Consider the following 26,126-nt stretch of genomic DNA (forward strand, 5'->3'; position numbering starts at 1 on the left):
GTGAGCACTACGCCAGCACAGACGACCACCACGAGGGCCCCGGCCGACCCCGGCGCCCCCACCGCGGCCCCCGCCACCCCCCAGGCCGCCCCGCCCCCGTCCGGAACCGCCCCGGCGACGCCCGCGCCCGGCCCGCGGCAGCACCTCACCCAGCCCCTGCTGACCCCGCTCGGCCTGCTGACCGTGCTGCTGGGCGCGGCGCTCCCGCTGATCGACTTCTTCATCGTCAATGTCGCCCTGCCGACCATCGACGCCGATCTGCGGGCCGGCCCGGCGATGCTGGAAATGGTGGTGGCCGGCTACGGCGTCGCCTACGCCATGCTGCTGGTCCTCGGCGGCCGGCTCGGCGACATGGTCGGCCGCCGCCGGCTTTTCCTGTGGGGGCTGGCCGCCTTCGGCGTGACCTCGCTGGCCTGCGGCCTCGCTCCGGACGCCTGGACGCTGGTGGCCGCCCGGATCGCCCAGGGCGCCGCGTCCGCGCTGCTGCTGCCGCAGGTCCTGGCCACCATCCAGGCGACGACCACCGGCAAGCGGCGGGCCCGGGCCCTCAGCCTGTACGGCGGCACGGCGGGCGTCTCCAGCGCCGTCGGGCAGGTGCTCGGCGGGCTGCTGGTCTCCGTGGACCTGGCCGGGACCGGCTGGCGCGCGGTGTTCCTGGTGAACGTCCCGATCGCTGCCGCGGCCTGGCTGCTGGCCGCCCGTACGGTGCCCGAGACCCGCTCCCCGCACCCGACCCGGGTGGACGTCCCCGGCACCGCGCTGCTCGCCGCCACGCTGATCACGCTGCTGTTGCCGCTGACCGAGGGCCGGGCGGCCGGCTGGCCGCTGTGGTCCTGGATCCTGCTGGCCGTCTTCCCCGTCGCCGCCACCGCGTTCGTCCTCGTCGAGCGCCGGGCCGAGCGCGCGGGCCGGATGCCGCTGGTTCCGCCGTCGCTGCTGCGCATACCGTCCGTGAACAGCGGCCTGACCATGATCGTCCCGTTCACGCTGGGATTCGGCGGCTTCATGTTCGTCATCGCCGTGGCGCTCCAGAACGGTCTGCACTACGGGCCGTTCACGGCCGGGCTGTCCCTGGCGCCGCTGTGCCTCACCTTCTTCCTCGCCTCGCTGGCCGGTCCGCGGCTGGTGCTGCGGTTCGGGCGCCGGGTGGTGCTCGCCGGCTCGCTGATCCAGGGCGCCGGACTGCTCCTCCTGGCACTGACCGTCTACGGGGGCTGGCCGGGGGTCTCGGTGGCCGCGCTCGCGCCGAGCATGGCGGTCCTGGGCTTCGGACAGGGCATGGTGCTGCCGGTCCTGCTGCGCATCGTGCTGAGCGAACTCCCGGCGGCTCAGGCGGGCGTGGGCGGCGGGGTCATGGTCACGACCCAGCAGTCCGGGATGGCCCTGGGCGTGGCCACCCTCGGCACGCTCTTCCTGTCGCTGCTGCCGTCCGTCGGCATCCGCGACGCGCTGCTCGCCGCCCTGCTGACCCAGCTGGCGATCGTCGCGGGCACCACGTTGCTGGCCCTGCGGCTGCCCCGCACGGTGCACTGACCTGCGCCGGAGCGCGCAGAGGAAGGACGCGAGAGAGCCCGACTCACACATGACGACTGACAGATATTGAAATCTGTCAGCCGTCATGTCATGGTGAGTACGCGGCCGCACGGCAGCGCGGCCGCCCGCCCCTCCCCTCTCTTCAGGAGCACGCAGTGCAGACCCGCACCCTGGGCACCACCGGCCCACAGACCTCCGCCCTCGGCCTCGGCTGCATGGGCATGTCCGCCCTCTACGGCGACAGCGACCGCGCCGAGTCCCTCGCCACCGTCCATGCCGCCCTCGAAGCGGGCGTCACCCTGCTCGACACCGGCGACTTCTACGGCATGGGCCACAACGAACTGCTGATCAACGAGGCGCTGCGCACCGCCCCCGCCGCGGCCCGCGAACGGGCGCTGCTCAGCGTCAAGTTCGGCGCCCTGCGCACCGTCGAAGGCGCCTTCAGCGGCTACGACGGCCGACCGCAGGCGGTGAAGAACTTCGCCGCCTACTCCCTCCAGCGCCTCGGGGCCGACCACATCGACATCTACCGGATCGCCCGGATCGATCCGGACGTCCCCGTCGAGGAGACCGTCGGCGCCATCGCCGAGCTGGTCGAGGCCGGGCACGTCCGGCACATCGGTCTGTCCGAGGTCGGCGCCCGGACCCTGCGGCGGGCCGCCGCCGTCGCCCCGATCTCCGACCTCCAGATCGAGTACTCCCTCGTCTCCCGCGGCATCGAGGAGTCGATCCTGCCCACCGCCCGCGAACTGGGCATCGGCATCACCGCCTACGGCGTCCTGTCCCGCGGCTTGATCAGCGGCCACTTCAGCCGCGGGCGCACGCTCGCCCCGAACGACTTCCGCGGCCGGAGTCCGCGCTTCCAGGGCGACAACCTCGACCGCAATCTCGACCTGGTGGACGCCCTGCGCAAGATCGCCGAGCAGAAGGGCGTCTCGGTCGCCCAGATCGCCATCGCCTGGGTGCTCTCCCGCGGCGAGGACGTCGTCCCGCTGGTCGGCGCGCGCCGCCCCGACCGCCTGACCGAGGCCCTCGGATCGTTGGACGTGGTCCTGGACGCCGGGGATCTGGCCGCGATCGAGCGCGCGGTCCCGGCCGGCGCCGCCGCCGGTGAGCGCTACCCCGCCGACCAGATGGCGCACCTGGACAGCGAGCACTGACCGGGCACCGGCCGTGACCACCGGAGCGGGTACGGCGCACGGCCAGGTACCGTCCGTAGGTACCCGGCGCACGGATCCGGTGGACGGACGCCCCGGCTGCCGCCACCCTCACCCGGTACGGCATCCGCGCGGGATCCGCACGGCACCCGCCGTGTGCCACCCCGCCGAGTGCCTCCCGGAACTGGTCGCCCGGCCCCGCCCCGCCTCCCGAAAGGCCGACCCGCCCCATGCCGCCCGAAACGCTGACCCCCGAGCGCATCCTCGAAGCCACCGAGGAGGTGCTGCGCCGATACGGCCCGGCCAAGGCCACGGTCGTGGATGTGGCGCGCGCCCTGGGTGTCAGTCACGGCAGCGTCTACCGCCACTTCCGCACGAAGGCGGCGCTGCGGGAGGCCGTCACGGCGCGCTGGCTGGACCGCACGAGCCGAGTGTTGTCGGTCATCGTCACCGAAGAGGGCCCGGCTCCGGAGCGGCTGGACCGCTGGCTGACCGCCCTGTTCGAAGCCAAGCGGCACAAGGCCGGCGACGATCCCGAACTCTTCGCCACCTACATGACGTTGATCGGCGAGAGCGGTGGCGTGGTCGACCGTCATGTCACGGATCTGGAGGGCCAGCTCACCACCCTCATCGAAGCCGGCGTCAGCCAGGGCGCGTTCCACACCCCGTCGCCGGCCACCACCGCCCGGGCTGTCTTCGACGCCACCGCCCGCTTCCACGACCCCTGTTACGCCGCCGAGTGGTCCCGCCCCGGCATCGCCCACGACTTCGACGCCGTCCGCGACCTGGTCCTGCGGGGCCTGCGCAGCTGACGGACGGGGCGCGGAACACCGAACCCGGCCCGGTCCGCGCATCGGCCGGTCCACCCACCGGCCCGACCGCGCGCCGACCCGACAGCGCTGGCCCGACCCGCGCACCGTCCGGGCCGCCACACCGGGCCCGGCCACCGTCACGCACCCCACCCGGCCGCAGCCCGGACGCCGAGGCCCGGACGCCGACCTGCGGCCCTCGCCCCTCGCCCCCCAGAACCCCAACCCCCGGCCCAACGCCCCCCGGCCCCCGGCCCCCGGCCCCCCGCACACGCAAAAGCGCCGGCCGGGCCCGGAAGTTCCGAGCCCGGCCGGCGCCCGAGAGCACCGGGGGCGGCGGCCGGAGACCCGGCGCCGCCCCGCGAGCGACTAGCAGCCGAGCAGCCGCGCGCCCAGGTAGGCCTGGATCTGGTCCAGGCTGACGCGCTCCTGCTTCATGGTGTCGCGCTCACGCACGGTCACCGCGTTGTCGTCGAGGGTGTCGAAGTCGACCGTCACGCAGAACGGGGTGCCGATCTCGTCCTGGCGGCGGTAGCGGCGGCCGATCGCGCCCGCGTCGTCGAACTCGATGTTCCAGTTCTTGCGCAGGTCCGCCGCGAGGCCCTTGGCCTTCGGCGACAGCTGCGGGTTGCGGGACAGCGGCAGCACCGCGACCTTGACCGGCGCCAGGCGCGGGTCGAGGCGCATGACGGTGCGCTTCTCCATCTTGCCCTTGGCGTTGGGCGCCTCGTCCTCGATGTACGCGTCGAGCATGAAGGCGAGCATCGCGCGGTTCACACCGGCGGCCGGCTCGATGACGTACGGAGTCCAGCGCTCGCCGGCCTCCTGGTCGAAGTACGAGAGGTCCTGGCCGGAGGCCTTGGCGTGCGCCGACAGGTCGTAGTCGGTGCGGTTGGCCACGCCCTCCAGCTCGGAGAACTCGGTGCCGCCGAAGTTGAAGCGGTACTCGATGTCAGCGGTGCGCTTGGAGTAGTGCGAGAGCTTCTCGGCCGGGTGGTCGTACCAGCGGATGTTCTCCTCGCGGATGCCGAGGTCGCGGTACCAGTTCCACCGCTCGGCCATCCAGTACTCCTGCCACTTCTCGTCCTCGCCCGGCTTGACGAAGAACTCCATCTCCATCTGCTCGAACTCGCGGGTGCGGAAGATGAAGTTGCCGGGCGTGATCTCGTTGCGGAAGGACTTGCCCATCTGCGCGATGCCGAACGGCGGCTTCTTGCGGGAAGTCTGCTGCACCTGGGCGAAGTTGGTGAAGATGCCCTGGGCGGTCTCGGGGCGCAGGTACGCGACCGAGGCGGTGTCCTGGGACGGGCCGAGGTGGGTGGAGAGCAGGCCGGAGAACTGCTTGGGCTCGGTGAAGCCGCCCTTGTTGCCGCAGTGCGGGCAGTTGACGTCGGCCAGGCCGTTCTCGGGGAGCCTGCCGTGCTTGGCCTCGTACGCCTCCTCCAGGTGGTCCGCGCGGAAGCGCTTGTGGCAGGAGGTGCACTCGGTCAGCGGGTCGGTGAAGGTGGCGACGTGGCCGGACGCCTGCCAGACCTCGGGGGCCAGGATCACCGACGAGTCGAGACCGACGACGTCTTCGCGGGAGGTGACCATGGCGCGCCACCACTGACGCTTGATGTTCTCCTTGAGCTCGACGCCCAGCGGACCGTAATCCCAGGCAGCCCGGGAGCCGCCGTAGATCTCACTGCAGGGGTATACGAAGCCACGGCGCTTGCTCAGGCTGACGATGGTATCGATCTTGTCGGCGGCCACGGTGCTCTCTTCATTACGACGACGAACGATGAATGGGCGGTGCCCTGTCGTCTCACTGAGGGGGTGGTGGTCGGGAGACGGCTGGGCGAATAGTTCAGGGTACCGGCGGCCGTACCCCCTGGATCAAATCGGTTCCGGCCCACTGTCGCCCCGCTCACACCGCCCCGACTGTTGTTGACAATCGTTTCCACTTTTGTTGAAAATGAGTGTCATGAACATACGCCGTCACATATCCACCGCGACTCTCGCCGGGGTCTCGGTGATCGGCCTGCTGACCCTCTCCGCCTGCTCCCCCGCGAGCGGCGCGCACACCGAGGACGGCAGGCTGCGCGTGACCGCGTCCTTCTATCCCATGGAGTTCCTCGCCCAGCAGATCGGCGGGAAGCACGTCGAGGTGACCGACCTCACCAAGCCCGGCGTCGAGCCGCACGACCTGGAGCTCACGCCGAAGCAGACCGCCCAGCTCGGTGAGTCCGGCGCGATCGTCTACCTCAAGGGCCTGCAGCCCGCCGTGGACGACGCCGTCGCCCAGTCCGGCGTCAAGCACGTCGCCGACGCCGCCTCCTTCACCCCGCTGGAGAAGCACGGCACCGAGGTCGACGGCCACCACCACACCACCGGCGACAACCACTCGCACTCCGAGGCCGAGGGCGGCGCCGACCCGCACATCTGGCTCGACCCCGTGAAGTACGCCGAGGTCGCCAAGGGCGTCAACAAGACCCTCGCCCAGGCCGACCCGGCCCACAAGGCCGACTTCCAGAAGAACACCGACACTCTGGTGAAGAAGCTGGACGGCCTGGACAAGGATTTCCGGGACGGGCTGAAGAACCGTTCCTCGGACACCTTCCTGACCACCCACGCGGCCTTCGGCTACCTCGCCGAGCGCTACGGCCTGACCGAGGAGGCCATCAGCGGCCTCGACCCGGAGTCCGAGCCCAGCGCCCACCGCATCAGGGACCTGCACACCCTCGCCACCCGGCACCACGTCTCCACCGTCTTCTTCGAGACGATCGCCAACCCGGCCACCGCCAAGGCCCTGGCCGGCGATCTCCACCTGAAGACCGATGTCCTCGACCCGCTCGAGGGGATCACCGGCAAGAGCCGCGGCAAGGACTACTTCGGTGTGCAGCGCGCCAACCTCGCCGCGCTCCAGAAGGCGCTCGGCAGCAAGTGACGCACACCGCACCGCACGCGACGGAGGTCACCATGAACGATCCGCTCCCCGAGCCGGTCATCGACCTGCGCGATGCCACCGCCTCCCTGGGCGCCCGGCCCGTCCTGCGCGGCATCGATCTCACCGTCCGTACGGGCGAGGTCGTCGCGCTGCTCGGCGCCAACGGCTCCGGCAAGTCGACCGCCGTCCGGTCCGTGATCGGCCAGGTCCCGCTGACCGGCGGCGAGCTGGCCCTCTTCGGCACCCCGTTCCGGCGGTTCCGGGACTGGGCCCGGATCGGCTACGTCCCGCAGCGCACCACCGCCGCCGGCGGGGTGCCCGCCACCGTCCGCGAGGTCGTCACGGCCGGCCGGCTGGCCCGTACGAAGCTGGGCATCCTGCGCAAGGCCGACCGGGCCGCGGTGCACCACGCCCTGGAGCTGGTGGGCATGGCCGACCGCGCCAAGGACTCCGTCAACGCGCTCTCCGGCGGCCAGCACCAGCGGGTGCTGATCGCCCGCGCGCTGGCCGGCGCACCGGAACTGCTGATCATGGACGAGCCGATGGCCGGCGTCGACCTGGCCAGCCAGGAGGTGCTCGCCGCCGCCCTGCGCGAGCAGGTCGCCCGCGGCAGCACGGTCCTGCTGGTGCTCCACGAGCTGGGCCCGCTGGAGCCGCTGATCGACCGCGCGGTGGTGCTGCGCGACGGCTGCGTGGTCCACGACGGCCCGCCGCCCGAGGCCGTGGGCCAGCACGCCCTGCCCGGCCATGACCATGTCCACCCGCACGCCGACGCGGCCGCGGAACCGATCCGGACGGGGCTGCTGACCTGATGGAAATCCTCGACTACGCCTTCATGCAGCGGGCATTGATCGCCGCCCTGATCGTCGGCGTCACCGCCCCCGCCATCGGCATCTACCTCGTCCAGCGGCGCCAGGCCCTGATGGGCGACGGCATCGGCCATGTCGCGCTCACCGGCGTCGGCCTCGGCTTCCTGCTCAACACCAGCCCGGTGTGGGTCGCCACCGCCGTCGCCGTCGCCGGCTCCGTCGTCATGGAGCTGATCCGCTGGTACGGCAAGACCCGCGGCGATCTCGCGCTGGCCATGCTGTTCTACGGCGGCATGGCGGGCGGCGTGATGCTGATGAACCTCTCCGACGCGGGCTCCAACGCCAACCTCGGCACCTATCTCTTCGGCTCGATCACCACCGTCTCCCCGCAGGACATGACGACGATCTACGTGCTGGCCGCCCTGGTGCTGGCGATCACGATCGGGCTGCGCCGCCAGCTGTTCGCCGTCTGCCAGGACGAGGAATTCGCCCGGGTCACCGGTCTGCCGGTGCGACTGCTCAACCTGCTGGTCGCGGTCACCGCCGCGGTCACCGTCACCGTCGCCATGCGGGTCGTCGGGTTGCTGCTGGTCAGCGCCCTGATGGTGATCCCGGTCGCGGCCGCCCAGCAGATCAGCCGCAGCTTCGCGGTCACCTTCGCCACGGCCGTCGCCATCGGTGTGGCGGTCACGGTGACGGGTACCACCACCTCGTACTACGTCGACGTGCCGTCCGGCGCGACGATCGTGCTGTTCGCCATCGGACTGTTCGTGATCTTCACCGCGCTCGCCGCGCCGCTCGCGAAAAAGCGCGCAAGGGCTGCCGCCGAGGGCTCCCGCGGGTGCACCCTGGAGGTACCCGGCAGCCGCGGCGCCACGGACGATGTGAGCGTGGCCGGATGAGGCAGGGCAGCAAGGCGTCGGCGGGCGCAGACAGATGTACGTGTAAGCGCTCCCCCAGGGGGCCGGTCATCACCTGGCACAATGGCAGGACGCACGTACAGGGGGAAGTCCTGACGTCCTAGGGAGGCAACGGTGGCGACGAGCGCGGGATCTCCGGTACGCGGCCGGTCGACGCGGCAGCGGACCGCGGTGTCGGCCGCACTCGACGAGGTCGACGAGTTCCGCAGTGCACAGGAGCTGCACGACATGCTCAAGCACCGGGGCGACTCGGTGGGGCTGACCACCGTCTACCGCACGCTCCAGTCGCTCGCCGACGCCGGCGAGGTCGACGTGCTGCGCACCAGTGACGGCGAGTCGGTCTACCGCCGGTGCAGCACCGACGATCACCACCACCATCTGGTGTGCCGGAACTGCGGCAAGGCCGTCGAGGTCGAGGGCCCCGCGGTGGAGAAGTGGGCGGACCAGATCGCCGCGGAGCACGGCTTCCGCGATGTCGCGCACACCATCGAGATCTTCGGGACCTGCGGGGAGTGCGCGGCGGGATCCGGCGACGAGCAGTAGCCAGGTACCCGCACAGAGCCAGGGGCCGTCCCTGGAGCCGATGACCAGCTGATCGGGCCGCTTCCGCGAGGAGGCGGCCCTTTTGGCGTCCCCCGGCACGGAGCGGGTCGTGGAGCCCGCCGTCTCCCGGTCACGCAACCCGGTCGGTCCGGTTCCGCGACCTGTCCGGCAGCCCGCTGACACCACCCCGTACACACCTTCTGACCTGGACCGCAGCCCGGCCGCATGCGGACCCCCCGCCCCTCCGCCCCGGATTCCGTTTCCCCTCTTCGCCCCGACTCGGGAAATCTGTCAGGTACACGCTGATGCTACCCTTGACGGGCCATCAGCGCGGATTGACGCGCACACCACGGGGGGTAGAAATGGGCGTTCTCGGCGAGCTCTGGGACGACGGCACGAAGCTGGTCGGCGATGTGGTCGAGGTCGGCAAGGACGTCTTGATGGCGCCGGCCGAAATCGCGCACTGGGCGCTGACCCAGATGTTCGGCGGCGGTGAGGCGGATCTGCAGAAGATCTCGGCCGAGCTGAAGAAGCTGAGCAAGGAGCTGGACGGCCTGACCAAGGAGATCAACTCCACCCTCGGCAAGCTCTCCTGGCACGGCCCGGCCTCCGACGCCTTCGTCACCGTCGCGCACGGCCGCGTCAAGGAGATGAACCAGATCTCCGACGATCTGGGCACCCTGGGCGACTCGGTCGACCGGCTCTCCAAGGTCTACTGACAGACCCTCCTCCTCTCTTCGGGCCCGGCCTCTCCGGAGCCCGCATCCACCCAACCGGCACACCCGGCGCACCCGTCACACCCGGGTCGGGCCTGCCGGATTCTTCGCGGTTCACCATCACCTCACGGGGGTTGTTCGGATGGCAGGCGACACATTCGGTGTCGAGACGGCGGAGCTCGCCAGGATCGAGAAGGACTGGCGCTCGGTCAGCCGGCGCATGGCGGAGCTCAACGAGCAGTTGGGCCAGATCAAGGAGACGCTGATCACCGCGGCCTCCATCGACCTCGCCGCGGCACCGCTGGCGTCACTTCCCGGCTTCGGCATCGCCTATCAGGTGCTCGCGGACGTGAAGGAGATCGCGGAGGTCAGCAAGCGCCTGGAGGAGAGCAAGAAGAAGCTGCTCGGGGAGCTGGCCGGGGACGCCGAGAAGATCAAGAAGGTCAAGGCCGAGTACGAGGCCAACGAGAAGAAGATCGAAGACGCGCTGAAGAAGATCCACCACGGCAAGCGGCACGACTCCCCCGCCCCGCCCGGCCACACCGGCGGCGGAGGCGGCGGCGGTACCGGCGGAGGCGGCGGTAACGGCGGAGGCGGCACCGGCGGTGGCGGCGGCAGCACCGGCGCCGGCGGCCCGGCGCCCGCCCAGGGCCACGGCGACGGCAAGTGGGACACCAAGGGCGACTGGGACGCCTGGTCGCCGGGCAAGCACCACACCACGACGGGCGCGGGCGTCGAGACCGCCCCCGACACCTCCGGACTGCCCGGTGAGCGCAAGGACATCATCGACCGCGCCCTGGAGCGGGTGAACCACCACATCGGCTACAGCCAGTCGGCGACCACCAACGGCTACCGCGACGACTGCTCGGGCTTCGTCTCCGCCGCCTGGGGACTGGAGGCGCCGGGCCTGAACACCTACGGCCTGATGGGCAACAACACCGCCCACGAGATCACCAAGGACGATCTCCAGCCGGGCGACGCCCTGATCGCCGGCGACCACACCGTCCTGTTCGGCGGCTGGGCCGACAAGGAGCACACCCAGTACATCGCCCTGGAGGACAACGGCTCCCAGGGCACCGTCTCCCACGTCATCCCCTACCCGTACTACTCGGGCGACGCCGCGCACGAGAAGTCGATCGGCCAGCCGTACGTCCCCTACCGCCGCAACGGCCTCTGACCGCGGGGCGCCCCGCCGTACGGCAGCCGGCCGTACGACATCCGGCCGTACGGCCGCCGGCCCGCGCCACCCCGCCCCGCACGGCCTCCGTCCGCACCAGAGAGAGAACGCCTGCATGTTCACCCGCCGTCTGCTCACCGCGGCCGTCCTTGCCGCGTCGCTGGCCACGCTCACGTCCTGCAAGGGCGAGGACACCACCGCCGCCCCGGACGCGCACGCGTCCGCCGCCTCGTCACCGGCGTCCACCCCGACCGACGCACCCGGCGACGCGCGGACCGACGCACCGACCGGTGCCCCGTCCGCCTCGGCCTCCGCGTCCGGGCAGAAGGACCTGCCGATCGACCCGGAGCCGTCGTCCGACTGCACCGCGCCCAAGGTGGCCGCGGGCCACCGGATGGTGCGGGTCACCCGCGCACCGGCCGGCGGCGTACTGGCCGTCAAGCAGGCCCAGTTCGCCTGCGACCCCAACGGCGGCGGCTTCGCGGGTACGGGCAAGGCCGGCCGGTACCGTCTGGCCCCGGGCGCCACGGCGGAGCTGACCACGAGCGCGACCGGTCACCGCGCGGTGTCGCTCGCCGCGCTCGGCGGGCACCTCACCGCCTGCCTGCGGCACGACCAGGTCGAGGCGCCCCTCGCCTGCTCGGGAGACATCTACGAACTCGCCCTGAACGGCTCCGGCGCCGTCTCGCACCTCCGCGAGATCTGGCACTCCTGACGGGTCCGGGTAGGGCAAAGGGGGCGGTGCGGCGTTCGCTCGAACGCCGCACCGCCCCCTTTCCCATGGCCCGTTCGCGCCGGACCTACGTCGCGGACTCGCCCTCCGCCACCGGCGCCGCCCCGAACCGGCGGTCCCGCTGCGCGTACTCCAGGCATGCCTGCCACAGGTTCCGCCGGTCGAAATCCGGCCACAGGATGTCCTGGAAGACCATCTCGGCGTAAGCGCTCTGCCAGATCAGGTAGTTCGAGGTCCGCTGCTCGCCCGACGGTCGCACGAAGAGGTCCACGTCCGGCATGTCCGGGTAGTACATGTACTTCGCGACGGTCTTCTCGTTGACCTTCGACGGGTCCAGCTTTCCGGCCCGCACATCCGCCGCGATGGCCGCCGCCGCATCCGCGATCTCCGCCCGCCCGCCGTAATTCACGCAGAAATACAGCGTCATGGCGTCATTGTCCTTGGTCTGCTCCTGGGCGACCTGGAGCTCCTGCACCACGGACTTCCACAGCTTCGGCATCCGCCCGACCCAGCGGATGCGAATACCCAGCGCGTCCATCTCGTCACGGCGCCGGCGGATCACATCGCGGTTGAAGTTCATCAGGAACTTCACCTCGTCGGGCGACCGCTTCCAGTTCTCCGTCGAGAAGGCGTACAGCGAAAGGTTCTTCACGCCCATTTCGATGCAGCCCTTGAGGACGTCCATGACGACGCCCTCGCCGACCTTGTGGCCCTCGGTGCGCGGCAGCCCGCGCTCCTTGGCCCAGCGGCCGTTGCCGTCCATGACGACCGCCACGTGGTTCGGGACGAGCTCGCCGGGGATCTTCGGCGGCCGCGCACCGGAAGGGTGCAGCTCGGGCGTCACGTACTCACGTCGATTACGGCCCAGAATCCCGCGTCGTGCCATGCGGCCCACGTCTCCTATGTGTCTTGTGCGGTCGAGCTGTCTTGAGGTTCGGGGTTGTCTAGAGGGTCGGGACTGTCTTGAGGGTCGGGGGGTGTGTCGCTGTGCGTTATTTCTCTACGTACCGGAGGGAACGCAGACCCCGCTCCAGATGCCAGTGCAAATACGCCGTGACCAGTCCGCTGCCCTCCCGGGCATGGCGGGCCTCGCAGGCGTCCGCGGTCTCCCAGTCGCCGGTCAGCAGCGCGCTCAGGAGCCCAATGGCCTCAGAGGAGGGTACGACGCTCCCCGCCACCCGGCAGTCGCCGCAGGTCACACCGCCCGACGCAACCGAGAAGAACCGGTTCGGACCGGGCATTCCGCACCGTGCGCACCGGTCGAAACTCGGCGCATAACCATTCACCGCGAGCGAGCGCAGCAGGAAGGCATCCAGGACGAGATGCGGCTCGTGCTCACCATTGGCCAGCGTCCGCAGCCCGCCGACCAGCAGCAGATACTGCTGCACGGCGGGCTCGCCCTCGTGGTCGGTGAACCGCTCGGCGGTCTCCAGCATCGCGGTGCCGGCCGTGTAGCGGCCGTAGTCGGTGACGATGCCGCCGCCGTACGCCGCGATCGTCTCGCTCTGTGTGCACAGCGGCAGCCCGCGCCCGATCAGCTCGCTGCCGCGCGCGTAAAACTGCACGTCGACGTGCGAAAACGGCTCCAGCCGCGCCCCGAACTTCGACTTCGTCCGCCGCACCCCCCGGGCCACGGCACGGACCCGTCCGTGACCTCGGGTGAGCAGCGTGATGATCCGGTCCGCCTCACCCAGCTTCTGGGTGCGCAGCACGATGCCGTCGTCGCGGAACAGACTCATGGCGCCATTCTCGCGCATCGGCGGCGCCGGACGTTCTCAGCCCCGATCACCCCGGGAGGGCTCGGCCAGCGCGGCGGTGAGCTTCCGCGCCACGTCCATCGAGCATCGCCCCAGCTCGACGAGGGGCGGAATGTACCGGTGGGCGATCGACACGGGGTCGGGACGCAGCGACGGCAGCACCACCCCGGCGCGGGCCAGCGCCTCCCGCAGCTCCGTCGTCACGTCTTCCACTTCCTTGAACTGCTGCATGAGCATCCGCACTTTCCGTGAGGGGATTTCACTGTTCGCATTCAGAGAGTGACGCTACGGAACTAGCCTGGGCAAGGGGGCCGCCGCTGCAACGGCCGCGCAGAGAGAGGACATACGTCATGGCCAACGCTTCACGCCAAGCCGCCTGGGAGTTCTGGGGCACGGAGCTCAAGCGCCGACGGGAGGACGCGGGCTTAACCCAGGAGGGGCTGGGGGGCATGGTCTTCGTGTCCGGCGGCTACATCGGCCAGTTCGAGCAGGCGATCCGCAAGCCGCAGCTGGACGTGGCGATCCGGATCGACGCCGTCCTGCAAACCGATGGTTTTTTCGAGCGGACCTGGCGAAAGCTGATCGATGATCAGCGGTACGCCGATTACTTCGCGGCAGCGGCGGAGCTGGAGCGGCTGGCGACGAGGATCTGCGACTGTGAGCCGATGATCGTGCCCGGACTGCTTCAGACGGCGACGTACTCAAAGGCACTCATGCTCGCGGGCAACCCATACGCCCCGGACGAATACGTCGCGGAGAAGGTTCGTGCGCGCCTGGAACGGGCCATTATCCTCAAAGACGGTGCACGTCCCAGGTACTGGGCGGTACTGCACGAGGCCGTCCTGCGGGTCGCTGTAGGCGGCCCGGCCATCATGGCCGAGCAGTTGGAGCACATCACTCGGCTCGCGCGTGACCGGAAGATCCTGGTGCAAGTACTCCCATTCGCGGCGGGGGCCTACCCGCTCATGGGAAAAATGCTGACGCTCATGGAGTTCGACGACGCCCCGCCAACCGTCTATACAGAAGGCGTGTATTCGGGGAATCTGCTGGACAATCCGGCCGTAGTGAAGCGCGTACAGGAGGGTTACGATCTGCTCAGGGCCGCCGCGCTGTCGCCGGAGGCGTCCCGGGCCCTGATCGAGTCGGCGGCGGAGGACTACAGACGATGCGCGAGTACGACCTGAGCGCCGCCTGCTGGCGTAAGAGCAGCTACAGCGACCAGAACGGCGGCAGCTGCCTCGAAGTCTCCGACGCCCACCCCTGCGTCGTCCCCGTCCGCGACAGCAAGTCCCCCCACGGCCCCGCCCTGGTCTTCCCGGCCGACGGCTGGACCGCCTTCGTCGACGCGGTCAAAGACAGGCATTTCACGGCCGCCTGACCGGCTTTCACGAGGCATCCACACGAGTGACACAAAGGCCCCGCCATCCCACTGGATGACGGGGCCACATCACGTTATGGTCCGGGTCATCATGGGCGGAAGGCGACCTTCCGTGCTTCTCAGTCCCCCGCGGGAAGGGCCCCTCACGGCACGTCAACTCCCCGGTAGCATCCCGTGATGATCGGCAACACGACGCCGTGCAGCCGACCCCGTCAGTACCCCAATTGAGGATCTCGATGACATCCATACCGGAGGCGCTGTTGTGGTGCCTCAGCGCAGGTACGGCCGCCGCCGTGGTCCTGGCGGCGCTCTCGATCCGGGCGCGCGGACAGCGCGCGGGCCTGAGATCGCGCCTCTCCGCCGCTGAGGAACAGAACAGCGCCACGCTCCACAGCAACACGGAGCTGTCGGCACGGCTGCGTGCCACCGAGGCCGAGATCCGGCACCTGGCCGAAACCCGGCTCCCCGACCTGACGCTGGCGCTCGCGCACCCGCACGTGCCGATTCCCGGCCTGATGGACGCCCGGTTCGCCGGGACGGACGCCGACCGGGCGCTCGGCGCCGTACTGGAACAGGTCGGCGACGCCATCACCAAGGAGCGGGCGCGGGTCGACGCCGCGGCCCAGTCGACGCTGCGCGGGGCGACCACCACCATCCAGGCGCTGCTCTACCAGCTCCAGACGGCGCTGCAGGAGATGCAGCACCGCTACGACGACCCGAACATCGCCCAGGACCTGCTGAACGCCGACTTCCTCAACGAGCAGGCGCTGCGGCGCGTGCAGGCCACCGGCGTCGTCTGCGGCGCCTGGCCGGGGCTGACCCGCGAGGACTCCTACCTCGCCGAACTGGTCGTCGGCGCCACCTCCCGGCTGCGCGGCTACGACCGCGTGCAGGTCAGCAACCAGCTGCGCGACCCGGTCGCCGTCGTCGCGCGGGCCGTCGAGCCGGTCGCGATCGTCGTCACCGAGCTGCTGGCGAACGCGCTGCACCACTCGCATCGTGAACTTCCGGTCACCATCACCCTTCAGCAGGGCAACCGCGGTGCGTCGGTGATCGTCGACGACTACGGCGTCGGCATGCACGACGACGAGATCAAGGCCGCGATGGAGCTGCTGGCGGGCGACGACGACCTGCTGCTGACCCAGCTGGGCGACCCGCCGCGGTCCGGCTTCGCCGCCGCCGGCCAGCTGGTGCGCCAGTACGGGTTCGGTGTGCATGTCGAGCCGTCGCCGTACGGCGGCGTGCGCGCCGTCGTGTACATCCCGGGTGACCCCCTCCTCACCGTCCTCGACGAGAGCACCCAGCCCATGTCCGTGATGGCTCCGCTGCCGCACCGTTCGGGAGTGCCGGACCGGTCCACGTCCGTCCTGCCGACCGGCACCGCCACGCCCGCCGCGCCCGCCCCTGCCGCGCCGGCGGCTCCGGCTCCGCAGCCGGGCGACCGGTTCGAGGCCGCGCCGCCCGTGCAGACGGAGGGCGAACTCCCGCGCCGGCGCCGCCGCCGGCCCGTGTCCGAAAGCCCCGCCGGCGAGGAGAGCGCCGAGCGCACCGCCCCGCTTCCCCCGCGCTCCCCGGAGGAGACCGGGTCCCGCTGGGCCGCACTCCAGCGCGGCACCGAATCCGGCCGGGCAGCCGTCCAGTCAGAACCCCCTCGCAGTCCCGAAGGGAACCCCCAGTCATGAACAGCCCCACCCGCCGCCGTGTCGCCGAGGACAAGTCCTGGGTGCTCACGCCCCTCCTGGAGTTGCCGCATGTTATCCACGCCGCCGTCATCTCCGGCGACGGCTTCATCGAAGGCTCCTCTCCCGGGTTGAAGCGGGACTCCGCCGAGGGTGTCGCCGCGATGATGTCCGCGCTGCAGGGCGCGGGACGTGCCGTCACCGCGGCCTTCGCCGAGAAGGACGACACCCGGCTGCGGCAGACCGTCATCGAGTCCGACGAAGGCTTCGTCTTCGCGATCCCGGCCGGCGAGAACACCTGCCTGGCCGTCTTCGCCGGTCCGGAGGTGAACATGGGAGTCGTCGCCCACCACATGCAGATCCAGGTCACGACGCTGGGCAACAAGGTCATGAACAGCCCGGCCCGGGACCTCGGTAACCCGGCATGACGCCGCGCCAGAGCAGCGGCAGGCGCCTCGTACCGGCCTATCTGGCGACCGGCGGACGCGCCCGGCCGAGCCGCAACACCCTGGACCGGCTCACCCTGCTGCACGGCGTGGGCATGCCGATCACCAGTGAGGTACGCCCGGAGGAGCACCGCATCCTGGAGCTGCTGCAGCCCGGGGCGCTGTCTCTGGCGGAGGTCGCCGCCCACCTTCACCTCCCCGTGAGCGTGGTGAAGGTGCTGGTGGCCGATCTCGTCGACGCCGGGCGGCTGCACGCCCGGCCCCCCATTCCCGAAGCCGAGCAATTCGACCGACAGATCCTGGAGAGGGTTCTCGATGGACTCCGCTCTCTCAAGTGCTAGCGCCGAAACCGGCGCGGGCACCGGCAACATGTACCTCTCCGGCGAGCACCAGACCCTGGTCAAACTGCTGATCGCGGGACCGTTCGGGGTCGGCAAGACCACGCTCATCCGGGCGTTGTCCGAAACCCCGCCGCTGCACACCGAGGAGGTCATGACCCAGACCGGCGCGGGGGTCGACAGCCTCGCCGGCGTCCGGGAGAAGACCACCACCACCGTCGCCATCGACTTCGGCCGGCTGACGCTGCCCGGGGACCTGGTGCTGTACCTGTTCGGCACCCCCGGGCAGAAACGTTTCCGTCCTCTGTGGCAGGACATCGCCCGCGGCGCGCTGGGCGCCCTGGTCCTCGCGGACACCCGCCGGCTGGCGGACTCCTTCGAGGTGATGGACATCGTCGAGGAGGCCGGGCTGCGCTACGCGGTCGCGGTCAACACCTTCCCCGACGCGCCCCAGTACAGCGCCGAGAAGCTCCGCGAGGCCCTCGACCTGCACCCCGAGACACCGCTGGTGATGTGCGACGCCCGCGACCGGGAGCAGTCCGTCGACGCGCTCATCGCGCTCGTCGGGCACGTCCTGGCCCACACCCCCGAGGAGAACCCGAACCCGTGACTTCCCCGCACCGGCCGGGAGCCGCACCGCCACCGGGCTGCCCGGCGCACGCCGCCCCTCCGCAGCAGTACGCGCCGGCGCAGCCCGACGCCCAGACGCCGGTGAAGCTCTACGGTCCGGACTTCGCCGCCGACCCGCACCGCATCTACGCCCACCTGCGGCAGTACGGCGCGCTGGCACCGGTCGAGATCGCGCCGGAGGTGACCGCGATGCTGGTCACCGACTACCGGGCGGCGCTCGATCTGCTGCACGACGACGCCACCTGGTCCAAGGACTCCCGGGAGTGGATGACGACCGTCCCGCCGGACTCCCCCGTCATGCCGATGCTGATGTGGCGGCCCAACATCTTCTACGCCGACGGGCCGGCGCACGTGCGCTACCGGGACGTCGTCGTCGACAGCTTCAAGCTCGTCGAGCCGCACGAGCTGCGGGCCCGGGTCCAGCACGCCGCGGACTCCCTGATCCAGCGGTTCGGGGCGCACGGCGAGGTCGATCTGATCGCCGACTACGCGCGGCTGATCCCGCTCCTGATGTTCAACAACCTCTTCGGGCTGCCGGATTCGTACAGCGACCGGCTGATCTCGGCCATCGGCGGCATGCTGGACGGCAACTCCCCCGAGGAGGCCGCCGCCGCCAACGAGGCGTACACCAGCTACATCATGGAGCTGGTGGGCGCGAAGAAGGCCCGGCGCGGACCGGACCTGACCTCCTGGTTCATGGACCACCCCCAGGCCCTGAACGACGAGGAACTGATCCACAACATCATCCTCACGATGGGCGCGGGCAACGAGCCGCTCGCCAACCTCATCGGCAACGCGCTGGCGCGGATGCTCTCCGACGACCGCTACTACCACACCCTGTCCGGCGGCGCGCTCACCGCGCACGACGCGATCAACGAGGTGCTGTGGAACGACCCGCCGCTGACCAACTACTCCGCCCACTACCCGGTCCGTGACGTGTTCTTCCACGGCACGTGGGTGCGCAAGGGGCAGCTGGTGATGGTGTCGTACGCGGCCGCCAACAGCCAGTTCGACACCACCGGGCGGACCGGTCCCGGCTCCGGGGGCGGCTCGCACCTGTCCTGGGCGGCCGGTCCGCACGCCTGTCCCGTGAAGCGGCACGCCCTGCTGATCGCCACCACGGCGATCGAGCGGCTGACCGCCTGGCTCTCCGACATCGAACTCGCCGTGGCCCCGTCCACACTGCAGTGGCGCAACGGCGCGTTCCACCGGGCCCTGGTGGCGCTGCCGGCCCGCTTCACCCCCATCACCCCCGACCAGGCAGGAGCAACGCCGTGGCACAACAGGGACAGCGGCCCTACGTCATCGACCCGGTCGGAAGCGACATCCACGGAGAGGCAGCCCGCCTCCGCGCGCTAGGCCCGGTGGCCCGCACCGAACTGCCCGGCGGCATCCAGGCGTGGACGGTCACCGGCCACACGCTGCTCAAACAGCTGCTGACCGACGACCGGGTCTCCAAGAACCCCCGGGACCACTGGCCGGAATGGCAGCGCGAGGAGGTCCGCAACAGCTGGCTGCAGTCGTGGATCGGCGTCACCAACATGTTCACCGCGTACGGCGCGGACCACCGGCGGTTGCGCAAGCTGATCGCCCCGGCGTTCACCGCCCGCCGTACCGAGGCCATCCTCCCGCGGGTGGAGGCCATCACGCAGGCCTTACTGGCCGATCTCGCCGCCCACCCGGCCGGCGAACCGCTGGACCTGCGGGCGCGCTTCAACCACCCGCTGCCCATGCAGGTCATCTGCGAGCTGTTCGGCTTCCCGGAAGGGGCGGCACGCGCCGAACTCGCGCGCCTGGTCGAGGCCATCATGGACACCACGGCCACCCCGGAGCAGGCCGGCGCCACCGCCGCGGCGGTCTACGCGCTGCTCGGTGAACTGGTCGCGGCCAAGCGGGAGAACCCGGCCGACGACCTGACCAGCCTGCTGGTCTCCGCCCGGGACGACGAGGGCCAGGGCATGACCGAGCGGGAACTGCTCGACACCCTGCTGCTGGTCATCGGCGCCGGTCACGAGACCACCGTCGACCTGCTGGGCAATGCCGTCCACGCGCTGCTCGCCCACCCCGAGCAGCTCGCGCTGGTGCTGTCGGGTCAGGTCTCCTGGAAGGACGTCATCGAGGAGACCCTGCGCTGGGCGCCCAGCATCGCCAGCCTGCCGCTGCGGTTCGCCGTCGAGGACATCGACATCCCGGACGGTCCCACCATCCGCAAGGGCGAGGCGATCCTCCCGGGGTACGCCGCGGCCGGCCGCGATCCCGCCTTCCACGGGGAGACGGCCGCCGAGTTCGACATCCGGCGCACCGACCCCGAGCACCTCGCCTTCGGCCACGGTGTCCACCACTGTCTGGGCGCTCCGCTGGCCCGGATGGAGGCCCGGATCGCCCTGCCGGCCCTCTTCGCCCGCTTCCCGGACATGCACCTGGCCGTACCGGCCGAGGAGTTGGCGGCGACGGGCGGATTCATCTCGGGCGGCCTGCGCGGTCTGCCGGTACGGCTGACCAAGGACTGAGCCGCCCGGTCCACACCGGCGGCGCGCCCACCGGGTGCCTGACGCGCGACCCCGTCATCCGCTTCCGGGTGGCGGGGTCGTCGTGGTGCACCGGCCAACGGCCGCCGGGCCGCCGCCGGATGGGCTCAGGAGGGCGTGCGGGCCGCCGCCAGCAGGCGGTGGGTGTCGGCGGGGCGGAGCATCAGCGCGCTGCCGACCGTGCTGAGCACCTCGCGCTCGGCGGGCGTGTAGGCGCCGTCGGCCAGTGCGATCCGGGCGCCCTGGAGGAGCAGCGCCTCACGGCCCGCCGGGGCGAGGTGCGGGGCCAGCGGCTCCAGCGACTCATGGAGCTCTATGGCCAGCGCGGTGCCGCACGGGTCCATGCCCTGGTGGGTGCAGTGGCCGGCGGCCGCCGCCTCGTAACTGCCGGTCACCCGGCCGGTGTCGGCGGCGAGCGCGGCGAGCAGGGTCAGCAGCTGGTCCTCGGAGCAGTCCGCGAAGCCGGCCGCGCGGACCGTGGCGACGGCGGTGTCGCGGACCGCGCGCGACGAGGTGCCGCCCGCGGCCAGCAGCGCCAGGGTGAGGGTGTGGACGGCGTCCCTGAGCATCGCGGAGAAGCGGACCGTGGTGGGGTGGTCGAGGGCGTCCGGGCCGAAGTGGCCGCGGCAGGCGGAGCACTCCAGGACGGGTCCGGCGGCGCCGCGGGAGAGCAGCGGGACGCCGAGGACGGTGAGGCGGCGGCGGCCGGTCCGGCGGAGGTAGTTGCGGTCCCCGCCGCAGTCCGGACAGAAGAACTCGCCGTCGGCGACGGTACGCCAGGACGTGCGCACGCCCATCACACACATCTTGTGCATCACGTCTGCCCTCCGTAACTCTCCCGTGGCCCTCCGGGCACGGGAGGTGACCCCATCGCCCTGCCGCCACATTGGACGTGATGTTAGCCACATGTGTGATGTGGCGTCAGCACCTCGTATCGGACAACTGGCCGGTTGCCGAAGGCGGACGACGGGCCCCGCCCCTCGCGGAGGGGGCGGGACGGGGCCCGTCGGCGCCCTGTGGGGGCCCGTCCGCCGCCCGTCGGCCGAGGTCGGCGGGCGTGCGGGGTCAGCGGCGGTCCGGCGGCATCAGCCTTGCGGGGCCGTCAACCGTCAGAAGCGTGTACTCCTGGCGTGATGCAGGACCTTGGCCACTTCCCGGGCCTGGTTGTCCAGTCCGCGGGCGTTGGGGTGGACCAGGGTGCAGGCCTCGCCGGTGCCGGGGATGTCGTTGCACAGCTCCGTCGGCGGGTCGGTCTGGTCGCCGTCACCGGTGAGGTTGTCCCGGATGCCGTACATCCACTTCGCCTCCCCGCTCTGGCAGACCCCGTGGCCCACGCTCGGCCCGTAGGTGTCGACATAGGCCGCGTTCTGGTGGCCGGCGTGCCGGTGCAGCAGGTCGTTCAGGCGCTTCTCCAGTCCGTCCAGCCAGGGCATGTCGCCCTTCTTGATGCTGCCGAGCTGGTTCCAGTGCAGGAAGGTGCAGCCGGAGTTGTCGGGGACGATGGCGGGGTAGCCGACGACGGCGACCCTGGCGTGCGGCGCGGCGGCGTGGATCGCCGTCATCATGCGGCCGAAGTCGGCGTCCAGCCGCGCGAAGCTGTCCGCCAGCCAGTCCGCCCCGGCCCCGCTCCCGGTGTAGTGGTCGGTGCAGGGCTTGGACTTCAGGGGCTGGGTGAGGCCGAGTTCGATGCACTTGCCCAGGATGGCGCCGAAGCCGAGGGAGTTGCCGCCGATGCCGACGCTGACGAAGTCGGTGTCCGGGGACAGCGCCTCCAGCTGCGCGGGCAGTTCGGGCCAGCCGCCCTCCGGCGGGACGGTCGGCGGGCCGAGGATCTTGTCGGACGGCTGGGGTTCCAGGATCCCGTCGACGACTTCGGCCGCTCCGCACGTCACGTCCCTGAGCCGGTAGCCGAACCGCTCCGCCACCTGGTGGGGGTAGTTGCGGTACGAGCGGCCACAGCCGTCGCTCTCGTCCCAGGGGCGGACGAACACGCCGGCGCTGTAGGAGTCGCCGAGCGCGACATACTCCGGGCGGTCGGCCGCCGCGGCCCGTGCTCCGGTCGTTGCCGGGGTGAGGGCCGATGCCACGACGGCGAGTGCGGCGGCACCCGCCAGCGCCAGCCGGGAGAGTGCGGGCATGCGAAATCTGGTCATCTGCACGTCCTTGGTGTGCGCGCCGCGGCCTGTCCGACCGGCGCTCATCACCAAAAGTACCAACTCAATTACTCAGAGTTACATTTGTGGATTTCAAACCCCACCTTCAGGTGGCCGTGCCGCACAACGGCGCACCCCCGCACTCCGGTGGGAGCTACGGGGGCGCGAGGCTCAACTCGGTGATCGTGTCGCCGAGTTGGGGCCGTTGCTGCAGGTCAGCGCGAGGCGCGGTTGACCGCCGAGGCGACCGCCTTGATCGAGGCGCGGACGATGTTGGCGTCGATACCGACGCCCCACAGCACCTTGTCGCCGATCGCGCACTCGACATACGCGGCGGCCTGGGCGCCGGCGCCCTCACTCATCGTGTGCTCGACGTAGTCCAGCACCCGCACGTCGGTGTCGATCGCGGCCAGCGAGTCGATGAACGCGGCCAGCGGGCCGTTGCCGCTACCCGTCAGCACGGTGTCCGCGCCGTTGACGACCGCCTCGACGGTCAGCGCGTCGGTGCCGTCGCTCGTGGACGAGGTCTGGGCGGAGCGCAGCGCGATGCGGCCCCAGGGGTTGTCCGGCGTGGGCAGGTACTCGTCCTGGAACGCGGACCAGATCGCGGCGGGCGTGACCTCACCGCCCTCGGTGTCGGTCTTCTCCTGGATGATCCGGGAGAACTCGATCTGCATCCGGCGCGGCAGGTCCAGCTTGTGGTCGTTCTTCAGGACGTAGGCGATACCGCCCTTGCCGGACTGCGAGTTGACGCGGATGACGGCCTCGTAGGAGCGGCCGACGTCCTTGGGGTCGATGGGCAGGTAGGGCACCGCCCACTCGATGTCGTCCACGGTCTTGCCGACTGCGGTGGCCGCGGCCTCCATGGCGTCGAAGCCCTTCTTGATGGCGTCCTGGTGGGAGCCGGAGAAGGAGGTGTAGACCAGATCGCCCGCGTAGGGGTGGCGCGGGTGGATCTCCATCTGGTTGCAGTACTCGCTGGTGCGACGGATCTCGTCGATCTGCGAGAAGTCGATCTGCGGGTCGACGCCCTGGGAGAACAGGTTCATTCCCAGCGTCACCAGGTCGACGTTGCCGGTGCGCTCGCCCTGACCGAACAGGCAGCCCTCGATACGGTCCGCGCCCGCCATGATCGCCAGCTCCGCGGCGGCGACGGCGGTGCCCCGGTCGTTGTGCGGGTGGACCGACAGGCATACGTGCTCACGCCGGGACAGGTGGCGCGACATCCACTCGAAGCGGTCGGCGTGCGTGGACGGCGTCGACCGCTCCACGGTGGCGGGCAGGTTCAGGATGATCTCGCGGCCCTCTTCGGGCTGCCAGACGTCGCAGACCGCCTCACAGACCTCCAGCGCGAAGTCCAGCTCGGTGTCGGTGAAGATCTCCGGGCTGTACTGGTAGCCGAAGATCGTCTCGTCGCCCAGGATCTTGTCGGCGTACTCCATGACCAGCCGGGTGCCGTCCACCGCGATCTGCTTGACCTGCTCCTTCGAACCGCGGAAGACGACCCGGCGGAAGGTGGGCGCGGTGGCGTTGTACAGGTGCACCGTGGCGCGGTGGGCGCCGCGCAGCGACTCGACGGTGCGCTCGATCAGCTCCTCGCGGGCCTGCGTCAGGACGGAGATCGTCACGTCCTCGGGGATCGCGCCCTCTTCGATGATGGAGCGGACGAAGGCGAAGTCGGTCTCGCCGGAGGACGGGAAGCCGACCTCGATCTCCTTGTAGCCCATGCGCACCAGCAGATCGAACATCTCGCGCTTGCGGGCCGGCGACATCGGGTCGATCAGCGCCTGGTTGCCGTCGCGCAGATCGGTCGACAGCCAGCGGGGCGCGGTGGTGATGCGGTTGTCCGGCCAGGTGCGGTCCGGGATGTCGACCGCTTCGTAGCCGCCGTACTTGTGGACCGGCATACCGGAGGGCCGCTGCAGCTGCGTCGCGTTCGTCACCGGGGTGCGGCGGCCGACGGCATGGTCTGCGGGGCTCGACGGATTCGACATGGTGCGTGGGGCTCCTCGTATTCCGCTGGTGTCCCCCTGCTCCTCAGGAGCCAGGAGGGGGCCGACGGGGCGAAAGATCGCAACACCGAACTCCGCGGGGAGGGGGTCGGCCTACGACTACAGGCCCTCGCCGCGGCAGCTAAGGAGAAGCAGCCCGAAACGCATGATGCACAGCACCCTAGCCGAGGTACGCCCTGTGTGGCGGTGGTGTATCAGTATGCGGGACGGGGCGGGCCAGATGGCTTAAATGCGACTAACCACACTTTTCCGGGAATTTCAGCCGCAGGCAGTGACAGCCGGATTACAGAGTGCCACCGTTTGCGTATGGACCTCAATGACGCGACGCCAGAACCGGCCGGCAGCGGCACTCCCGTCTTCTGCACGATCATCCCGCCGCACATCCTCGACAATCTGGCACAGTCCGACGACCCGGAGCGGCACGAGCCCGCCCGCCGCACCCTGGAGCACGACCACGCACGGCGCACCGAGCGCCGCGCGATCGCCGCCCGCGGCGGCCTCACCCCCGGCGAGCCCGACGCCGCCGCCGACAAGCCCAAGCGCACCATCTACGACGCCCGCCACCAGGAGACCCTGCCCGGCCACAAGGTGCACGCCGAGACGGACGGCCCCTCCAAGGACGCCTCCGTCAACCGCGCGCACGCCGGTCTCGGCGCCACCTTCGAGCTCTACCTCAAGGTCTACGGCCGCAAGTCCATCGACGGCGCCGGCCTGCCGCTCAACGCCACGGTCCACTACGGCCAGAAGTACGACAACGCCTTCTGGGACGGCGAGCGGATGGTGTTCGGCGACGGCGACAACGACCTGTTCAAGGACTTCACCATCCCCGTCGACGTCATCGGCCACGAGCTGACCCACGGCGTCACGCAGTACACCGCCAACCTCGACTACGAGGGCCAGTCCGGCGCGCTCAACGAGTCCGTCTCCGACGTCTTCGGCGTGCTGATCAAGCAGTACGCGCTGGGTCAGACCGCCGACCAGGCCGACTGGCTGATCGGCGCCGAGCTGCTCGGCCCGAACGTCACCGGCACGGCCCTGCGCTCGATGAAGGCCCCCGGTACCGCGTACGACGACGACGTCCTCGGCAAGGACCCGCAGCCCGCCGCGATGAAGGGCTATGTCCGCACCGCCGACGACAACGGCGGGGTGCACATCAACTCCGGCATCCCCAACCACGCCTTCTACCTGGCCGCCACCGCCCTCGGCGGCAAGGCCTGGGAGCGCGCCGGCCAGGTCTGGTACGACGTCCTGACCGGCGGCAAGCTCGCCAAGAACGCGCAGTTCTCCGACTTCGCCGCCCTCACCGTCAAGGCCGCACAGGCCCGCTTCGGGGCCGGCGCCGAACACGACGCCATGGTCAAGGCCTGGAGCCAGGTCGGCGTCACCCCCAAGTAGCACGGCGCGGGAACGAGGTCCGCGGGGCGGGGCGCTCGGCAGAGCCGCCCCGCCCCGCGCACGCATACCGTGCCCCCGCGGGGTACAAGTCCGTCGAAGACCTCAAAGGAGCCCGTTATGCGCATCCACGTCCATCGCACCGGCGGATTCAGCGGCGTCGACCGCCGCGCCGAGATCGACACCTCGGACCGCGACGACGCCGACGACCTGCGGTCCCTGGCCGACAAGGCCGTCGCCACCGCCCGCTCCGAACCTCCCACCGGGGTCCCGGACGGCTTCAGCTACCGGATCACCGTCGACGGCCGCACGGTCTACTGCGCCGATCCCCGGCTGACCGACGAACAGCGCACGCTGATCAGCAAGGTCCTGAAGGAAGGCTCGTAGGCCCCCGGCGGCCGCAGCCCGCCGGGGCGGAGCGGTCGCGGACCGCGCAGGGAGCCCGGTGGCACTCCCTCAACTCACCTTCGGTACCGCCCCCTTGACACCG

Annotated in this window: 27 protein-coding genes; 20 read left to right on the forward strand and 7 right to left on the reverse strand. The window is 70.8% G+C overall.

Going from position 1 to position 26,126, the window contains the following annotated elements; all coding sequences use genetic code 11:
* The 3 genes from ACQP17_RS11765 to ACQP17_RS11775 all read left to right on the forward strand — a co-directional run bounded on the left by ACQP17_RS11765 (position 1) and on the right by ACQP17_RS11775 (position 3,502).
* Positions 1 to 1,533 carry an MFS transporter gene (locus ACQP17_RS11765; RefSeq protein ID WP_433856230.1) on the forward strand — a complete coding sequence of 511 codons (1,533 nt, stop codon included), beginning with the start codon at positions 1 to 3 and terminating at the stop codon, positions 1,531 to 1,533.
* Between the two features lie 155 nt (positions 1,534 to 1,688).
* Entirely contained in the window at positions 1,689 to 2,693 is a 1,005-nt protein-coding gene (locus ACQP17_RS11770; RefSeq protein WP_433856231.1) for an aldo/keto reductase, read from the forward strand.
* Positions 2,694 to 2,920: 227 nt separating this feature from the next.
* Complete coding sequence (locus ACQP17_RS11775; RefSeq protein ID WP_433856232.1) at positions 2,921 to 3,502, forward strand: TetR family transcriptional regulator; 582 nt, start codon at positions 2,921 to 2,923, stop codon at positions 3,500 to 3,502.
* 366 nt (positions 3,503 to 3,868) lie between these two features.
* Here the strand turns inward: ACQP17_RS11775 and ACQP17_RS11780 are convergent, their stop codons facing one another.
* A complete protein-coding gene (locus tag ACQP17_RS11780) occupies positions 3,869 to 5,251 on the reverse strand; it encodes a glycine--tRNA ligase (protein WP_249637464.1) in 1,383 nt (460 codons plus the stop codon).
* A gap of 211 nt (positions 5,252 to 5,462) precedes the next feature.
* Here ACQP17_RS11780 and ACQP17_RS11785 point away from each other — a divergent pair, with 211 nt between their 5' ends.
* From ACQP17_RS11785 to ACQP17_RS11815, 7 genes are all read left to right on the forward strand, one after another.
* Complete coding sequence (locus ACQP17_RS11785) at positions 5,463 to 6,425, forward strand: metal ABC transporter substrate-binding protein (RefSeq protein ID WP_433856233.1); 963 nt, start codon at positions 5,463 to 5,465, stop codon at positions 6,423 to 6,425.
* Positions 6,426 to 6,457: 32 nt separating this feature from the next.
* A complete protein-coding gene (locus ACQP17_RS11790; RefSeq protein ID WP_433856234.1) occupies positions 6,458 to 7,237 on the forward strand; it encodes a metal ABC transporter ATP-binding protein in 780 nt (259 codons plus the stop codon).
* Positions 7,237 to 8,136 (forward strand): metal ABC transporter permease, encoded by a 900-nt coding sequence (locus ACQP17_RS11795; protein WP_433856235.1) that lies wholly within the window; start codon positions 7,237 to 7,239, stop codon positions 8,134 to 8,136. Before ACQP17_RS11790 ends, ACQP17_RS11795 begins: the two co-directional genes overlap by 1 nt.
* A 132-nt stretch (positions 8,137 to 8,268) precedes the next feature.
* Entirely contained in the window at positions 8,269 to 8,697 is a 429-nt protein-coding gene (locus tag ACQP17_RS11800) for a Fur family transcriptional regulator (RefSeq protein WP_433856236.1), read from the forward strand.
* Between the two features lie 362 nt (positions 8,698 to 9,059).
* A complete protein-coding gene (locus tag ACQP17_RS11805; protein WP_364883885.1) occupies positions 9,060 to 9,416 on the forward strand; it encodes a WXG100 family type VII secretion target in 357 nt (118 codons plus the stop codon).
* A gap of 139 nt (positions 9,417 to 9,555) precedes the next feature.
* The gene (locus tag ACQP17_RS11810) at positions 9,556 to 10,590 is read left to right on the forward strand and encodes a hypothetical protein (RefSeq protein ID WP_433856237.1); all 1,035 of its coding nucleotides are present in this window, start codon (positions 9,556 to 9,558) and stop codon (positions 10,588 to 10,590) included.
* Positions 10,591 to 10,705: 115 nt separating this feature from the next.
* Complete coding sequence (locus ACQP17_RS11815) at positions 10,706 to 11,305, forward strand: hypothetical protein (protein ID WP_433856238.1); 600 nt, start codon at positions 10,706 to 10,708, stop codon at positions 11,303 to 11,305.
* 85 nt (positions 11,306 to 11,390) lie between these two features.
* On the opposite strand, the gene ACQP17_RS11820 is transcribed toward ACQP17_RS11815, so the two are convergent.
* The 3 genes from ACQP17_RS11820 to ACQP17_RS11830 all read right to left on the reverse strand — a co-directional run bounded on the left by ACQP17_RS11820 (position 11,391) and on the right by ACQP17_RS11830 (position 13,311).
* Entirely contained in the window at positions 11,391 to 12,209 is an 819-nt protein-coding gene (locus ACQP17_RS11820) for an isoprenyl transferase (RefSeq protein WP_433856239.1), read from the reverse strand.
* Between the two features lie 106 nt (positions 12,210 to 12,315).
* The gene (recO, locus tag ACQP17_RS11825) at positions 12,316 to 13,062 is read right to left on the reverse strand and encodes a DNA repair protein RecO (RefSeq protein ID WP_364992108.1); all 747 of its coding nucleotides are present in this window, start codon (positions 13,060 to 13,062) and stop codon (positions 12,316 to 12,318) included.
* Between the two features lie 36 nt (positions 13,063 to 13,098).
* Positions 13,099 to 13,311 carry a hypothetical protein gene (locus ACQP17_RS11830; RefSeq protein WP_189097586.1) on the reverse strand — a complete coding sequence of 71 codons (213 nt, stop codon included), beginning with the start codon at positions 13,309 to 13,311 and terminating at the stop codon, positions 13,099 to 13,101.
* A gap of 119 nt (positions 13,312 to 13,430) precedes the next feature.
* Between ACQP17_RS11830 and ACQP17_RS11835 the strand changes: the two genes are divergently transcribed.
* From ACQP17_RS11835 to ACQP17_RS11870, 8 genes are all read left to right on the forward strand, one after another.
* The gene (locus tag ACQP17_RS11835; protein ID WP_433856240.1) at positions 13,431 to 14,264 is read left to right on the forward strand and encodes a helix-turn-helix domain-containing protein; all 834 of its coding nucleotides are present in this window, start codon (positions 13,431 to 13,433) and stop codon (positions 14,262 to 14,264) included.
* On the forward strand, positions 14,246 to 14,458 hold the full coding sequence (locus tag ACQP17_RS11840; protein WP_433856241.1) for a DUF397 domain-containing protein: 213 nt from the start codon (positions 14,246 to 14,248) through the stop codon (positions 14,456 to 14,458). Before ACQP17_RS11835 ends, ACQP17_RS11840 begins: the two co-directional genes overlap by 19 nt.
* A gap of 236 nt (positions 14,459 to 14,694) precedes the next feature.
* Positions 14,695 to 16,140, forward strand: a complete 1,446-nt coding sequence (locus ACQP17_RS11845; RefSeq protein ID WP_433856242.1) for an ATP-binding protein — start codon at positions 14,695 to 14,697, stop codon at positions 16,138 to 16,140.
* A complete protein-coding gene (locus ACQP17_RS11850; RefSeq protein WP_189097432.1) occupies positions 16,137 to 16,565 on the forward strand; it encodes a roadblock/LC7 domain-containing protein in 429 nt (142 codons plus the stop codon). Before ACQP17_RS11845 ends, ACQP17_RS11850 begins: the two co-directional genes overlap by 4 nt.
* On the forward strand, positions 16,562 to 16,924 hold the full coding sequence (locus ACQP17_RS11855) for a DUF742 domain-containing protein (RefSeq protein ID WP_329151420.1): 363 nt from the start codon (positions 16,562 to 16,564) through the stop codon (positions 16,922 to 16,924). Before ACQP17_RS11850 ends, ACQP17_RS11855 begins: the two co-directional genes overlap by 4 nt.
* 28 nt (positions 16,925 to 16,952) lie before the next feature.
* Positions 16,953 to 17,531 carry a GTP-binding protein gene (locus tag ACQP17_RS11860; RefSeq protein WP_364883950.1) on the forward strand — a complete coding sequence of 193 codons (579 nt, stop codon included), beginning with the start codon at positions 16,953 to 16,955 and terminating at the stop codon, positions 17,529 to 17,531.
* A complete protein-coding gene (locus ACQP17_RS11865; RefSeq protein WP_433856243.1) occupies positions 17,528 to 18,910 on the forward strand; it encodes a cytochrome P450 in 1,383 nt (460 codons plus the stop codon). Before ACQP17_RS11860 ends, ACQP17_RS11865 begins: the two co-directional genes overlap by 4 nt.
* Positions 18,826 to 20,061, forward strand: coding sequence for a cytochrome P450 family protein (locus tag ACQP17_RS11870; RefSeq protein WP_433856244.1), 1,236 nt, complete (start codon positions 18,826 to 18,828; stop codon positions 20,059 to 20,061). Before ACQP17_RS11865 ends, ACQP17_RS11870 begins: the two co-directional genes overlap by 85 nt.
* A 125-nt stretch (positions 20,062 to 20,186) precedes the next feature.
* On the opposite strand, the gene ACQP17_RS11875 is transcribed toward ACQP17_RS11870, so the two are convergent.
* The 3 genes from ACQP17_RS11875 to leuA all read right to left on the reverse strand — a co-directional run bounded on the left by ACQP17_RS11875 (position 20,187) and on the right by leuA (position 24,226).
* Complete coding sequence (locus ACQP17_RS11875) at positions 20,187 to 20,894, reverse strand: TerB family tellurite resistance protein (protein ID WP_433859890.1); 708 nt, start codon at positions 20,892 to 20,894, stop codon at positions 20,187 to 20,189.
* Positions 20,895 to 21,188: 294 nt separating this feature from the next.
* The gene (locus tag ACQP17_RS11880; protein WP_433856245.1) at positions 21,189 to 22,232 is read right to left on the reverse strand and encodes an SGNH/GDSL hydrolase family protein; all 1,044 of its coding nucleotides are present in this window, start codon (positions 22,230 to 22,232) and stop codon (positions 21,189 to 21,191) included.
* Positions 22,233 to 22,447: 215 nt separating this feature from the next.
* On the reverse strand, positions 22,448 to 24,226 hold the full coding sequence (gene leuA / locus ACQP17_RS11885; RefSeq protein ID WP_433856246.1) for a 2-isopropylmalate synthase: 1,779 nt from the start codon (positions 24,224 to 24,226) through the stop codon (positions 22,448 to 22,450).
* Positions 24,227 to 24,550: 324 nt separating this feature from the next.
* Between leuA and ACQP17_RS11890 the strand changes: the two genes are divergently transcribed.
* On the forward strand, positions 24,551 to 25,639 hold the full coding sequence (locus tag ACQP17_RS11890; RefSeq protein WP_433856247.1) for a M4 family metallopeptidase: 1,089 nt from the start codon (positions 24,551 to 24,553) through the stop codon (positions 25,637 to 25,639).
* Between the two features lie 117 nt (positions 25,640 to 25,756).
* Positions 25,757 to 26,023 (forward strand): protealysin inhibitor emfourin, encoded by a 267-nt coding sequence (locus tag ACQP17_RS11895; RefSeq protein ID WP_433856248.1) that lies wholly within the window; start codon positions 25,757 to 25,759, stop codon positions 26,021 to 26,023.
* Positions 26,024 to 26,126 lie beyond the last annotated feature (103 nt).

It is taken from the genome of Streptomyces kronopolitis, assembly GCF_050953795.1.
GTDB classification, from domain to species: Bacteria; Actinomycetota; Actinomycetes; order Streptomycetales; family Streptomycetaceae; genus Streptomyces; species Streptomyces kronopolitis_A.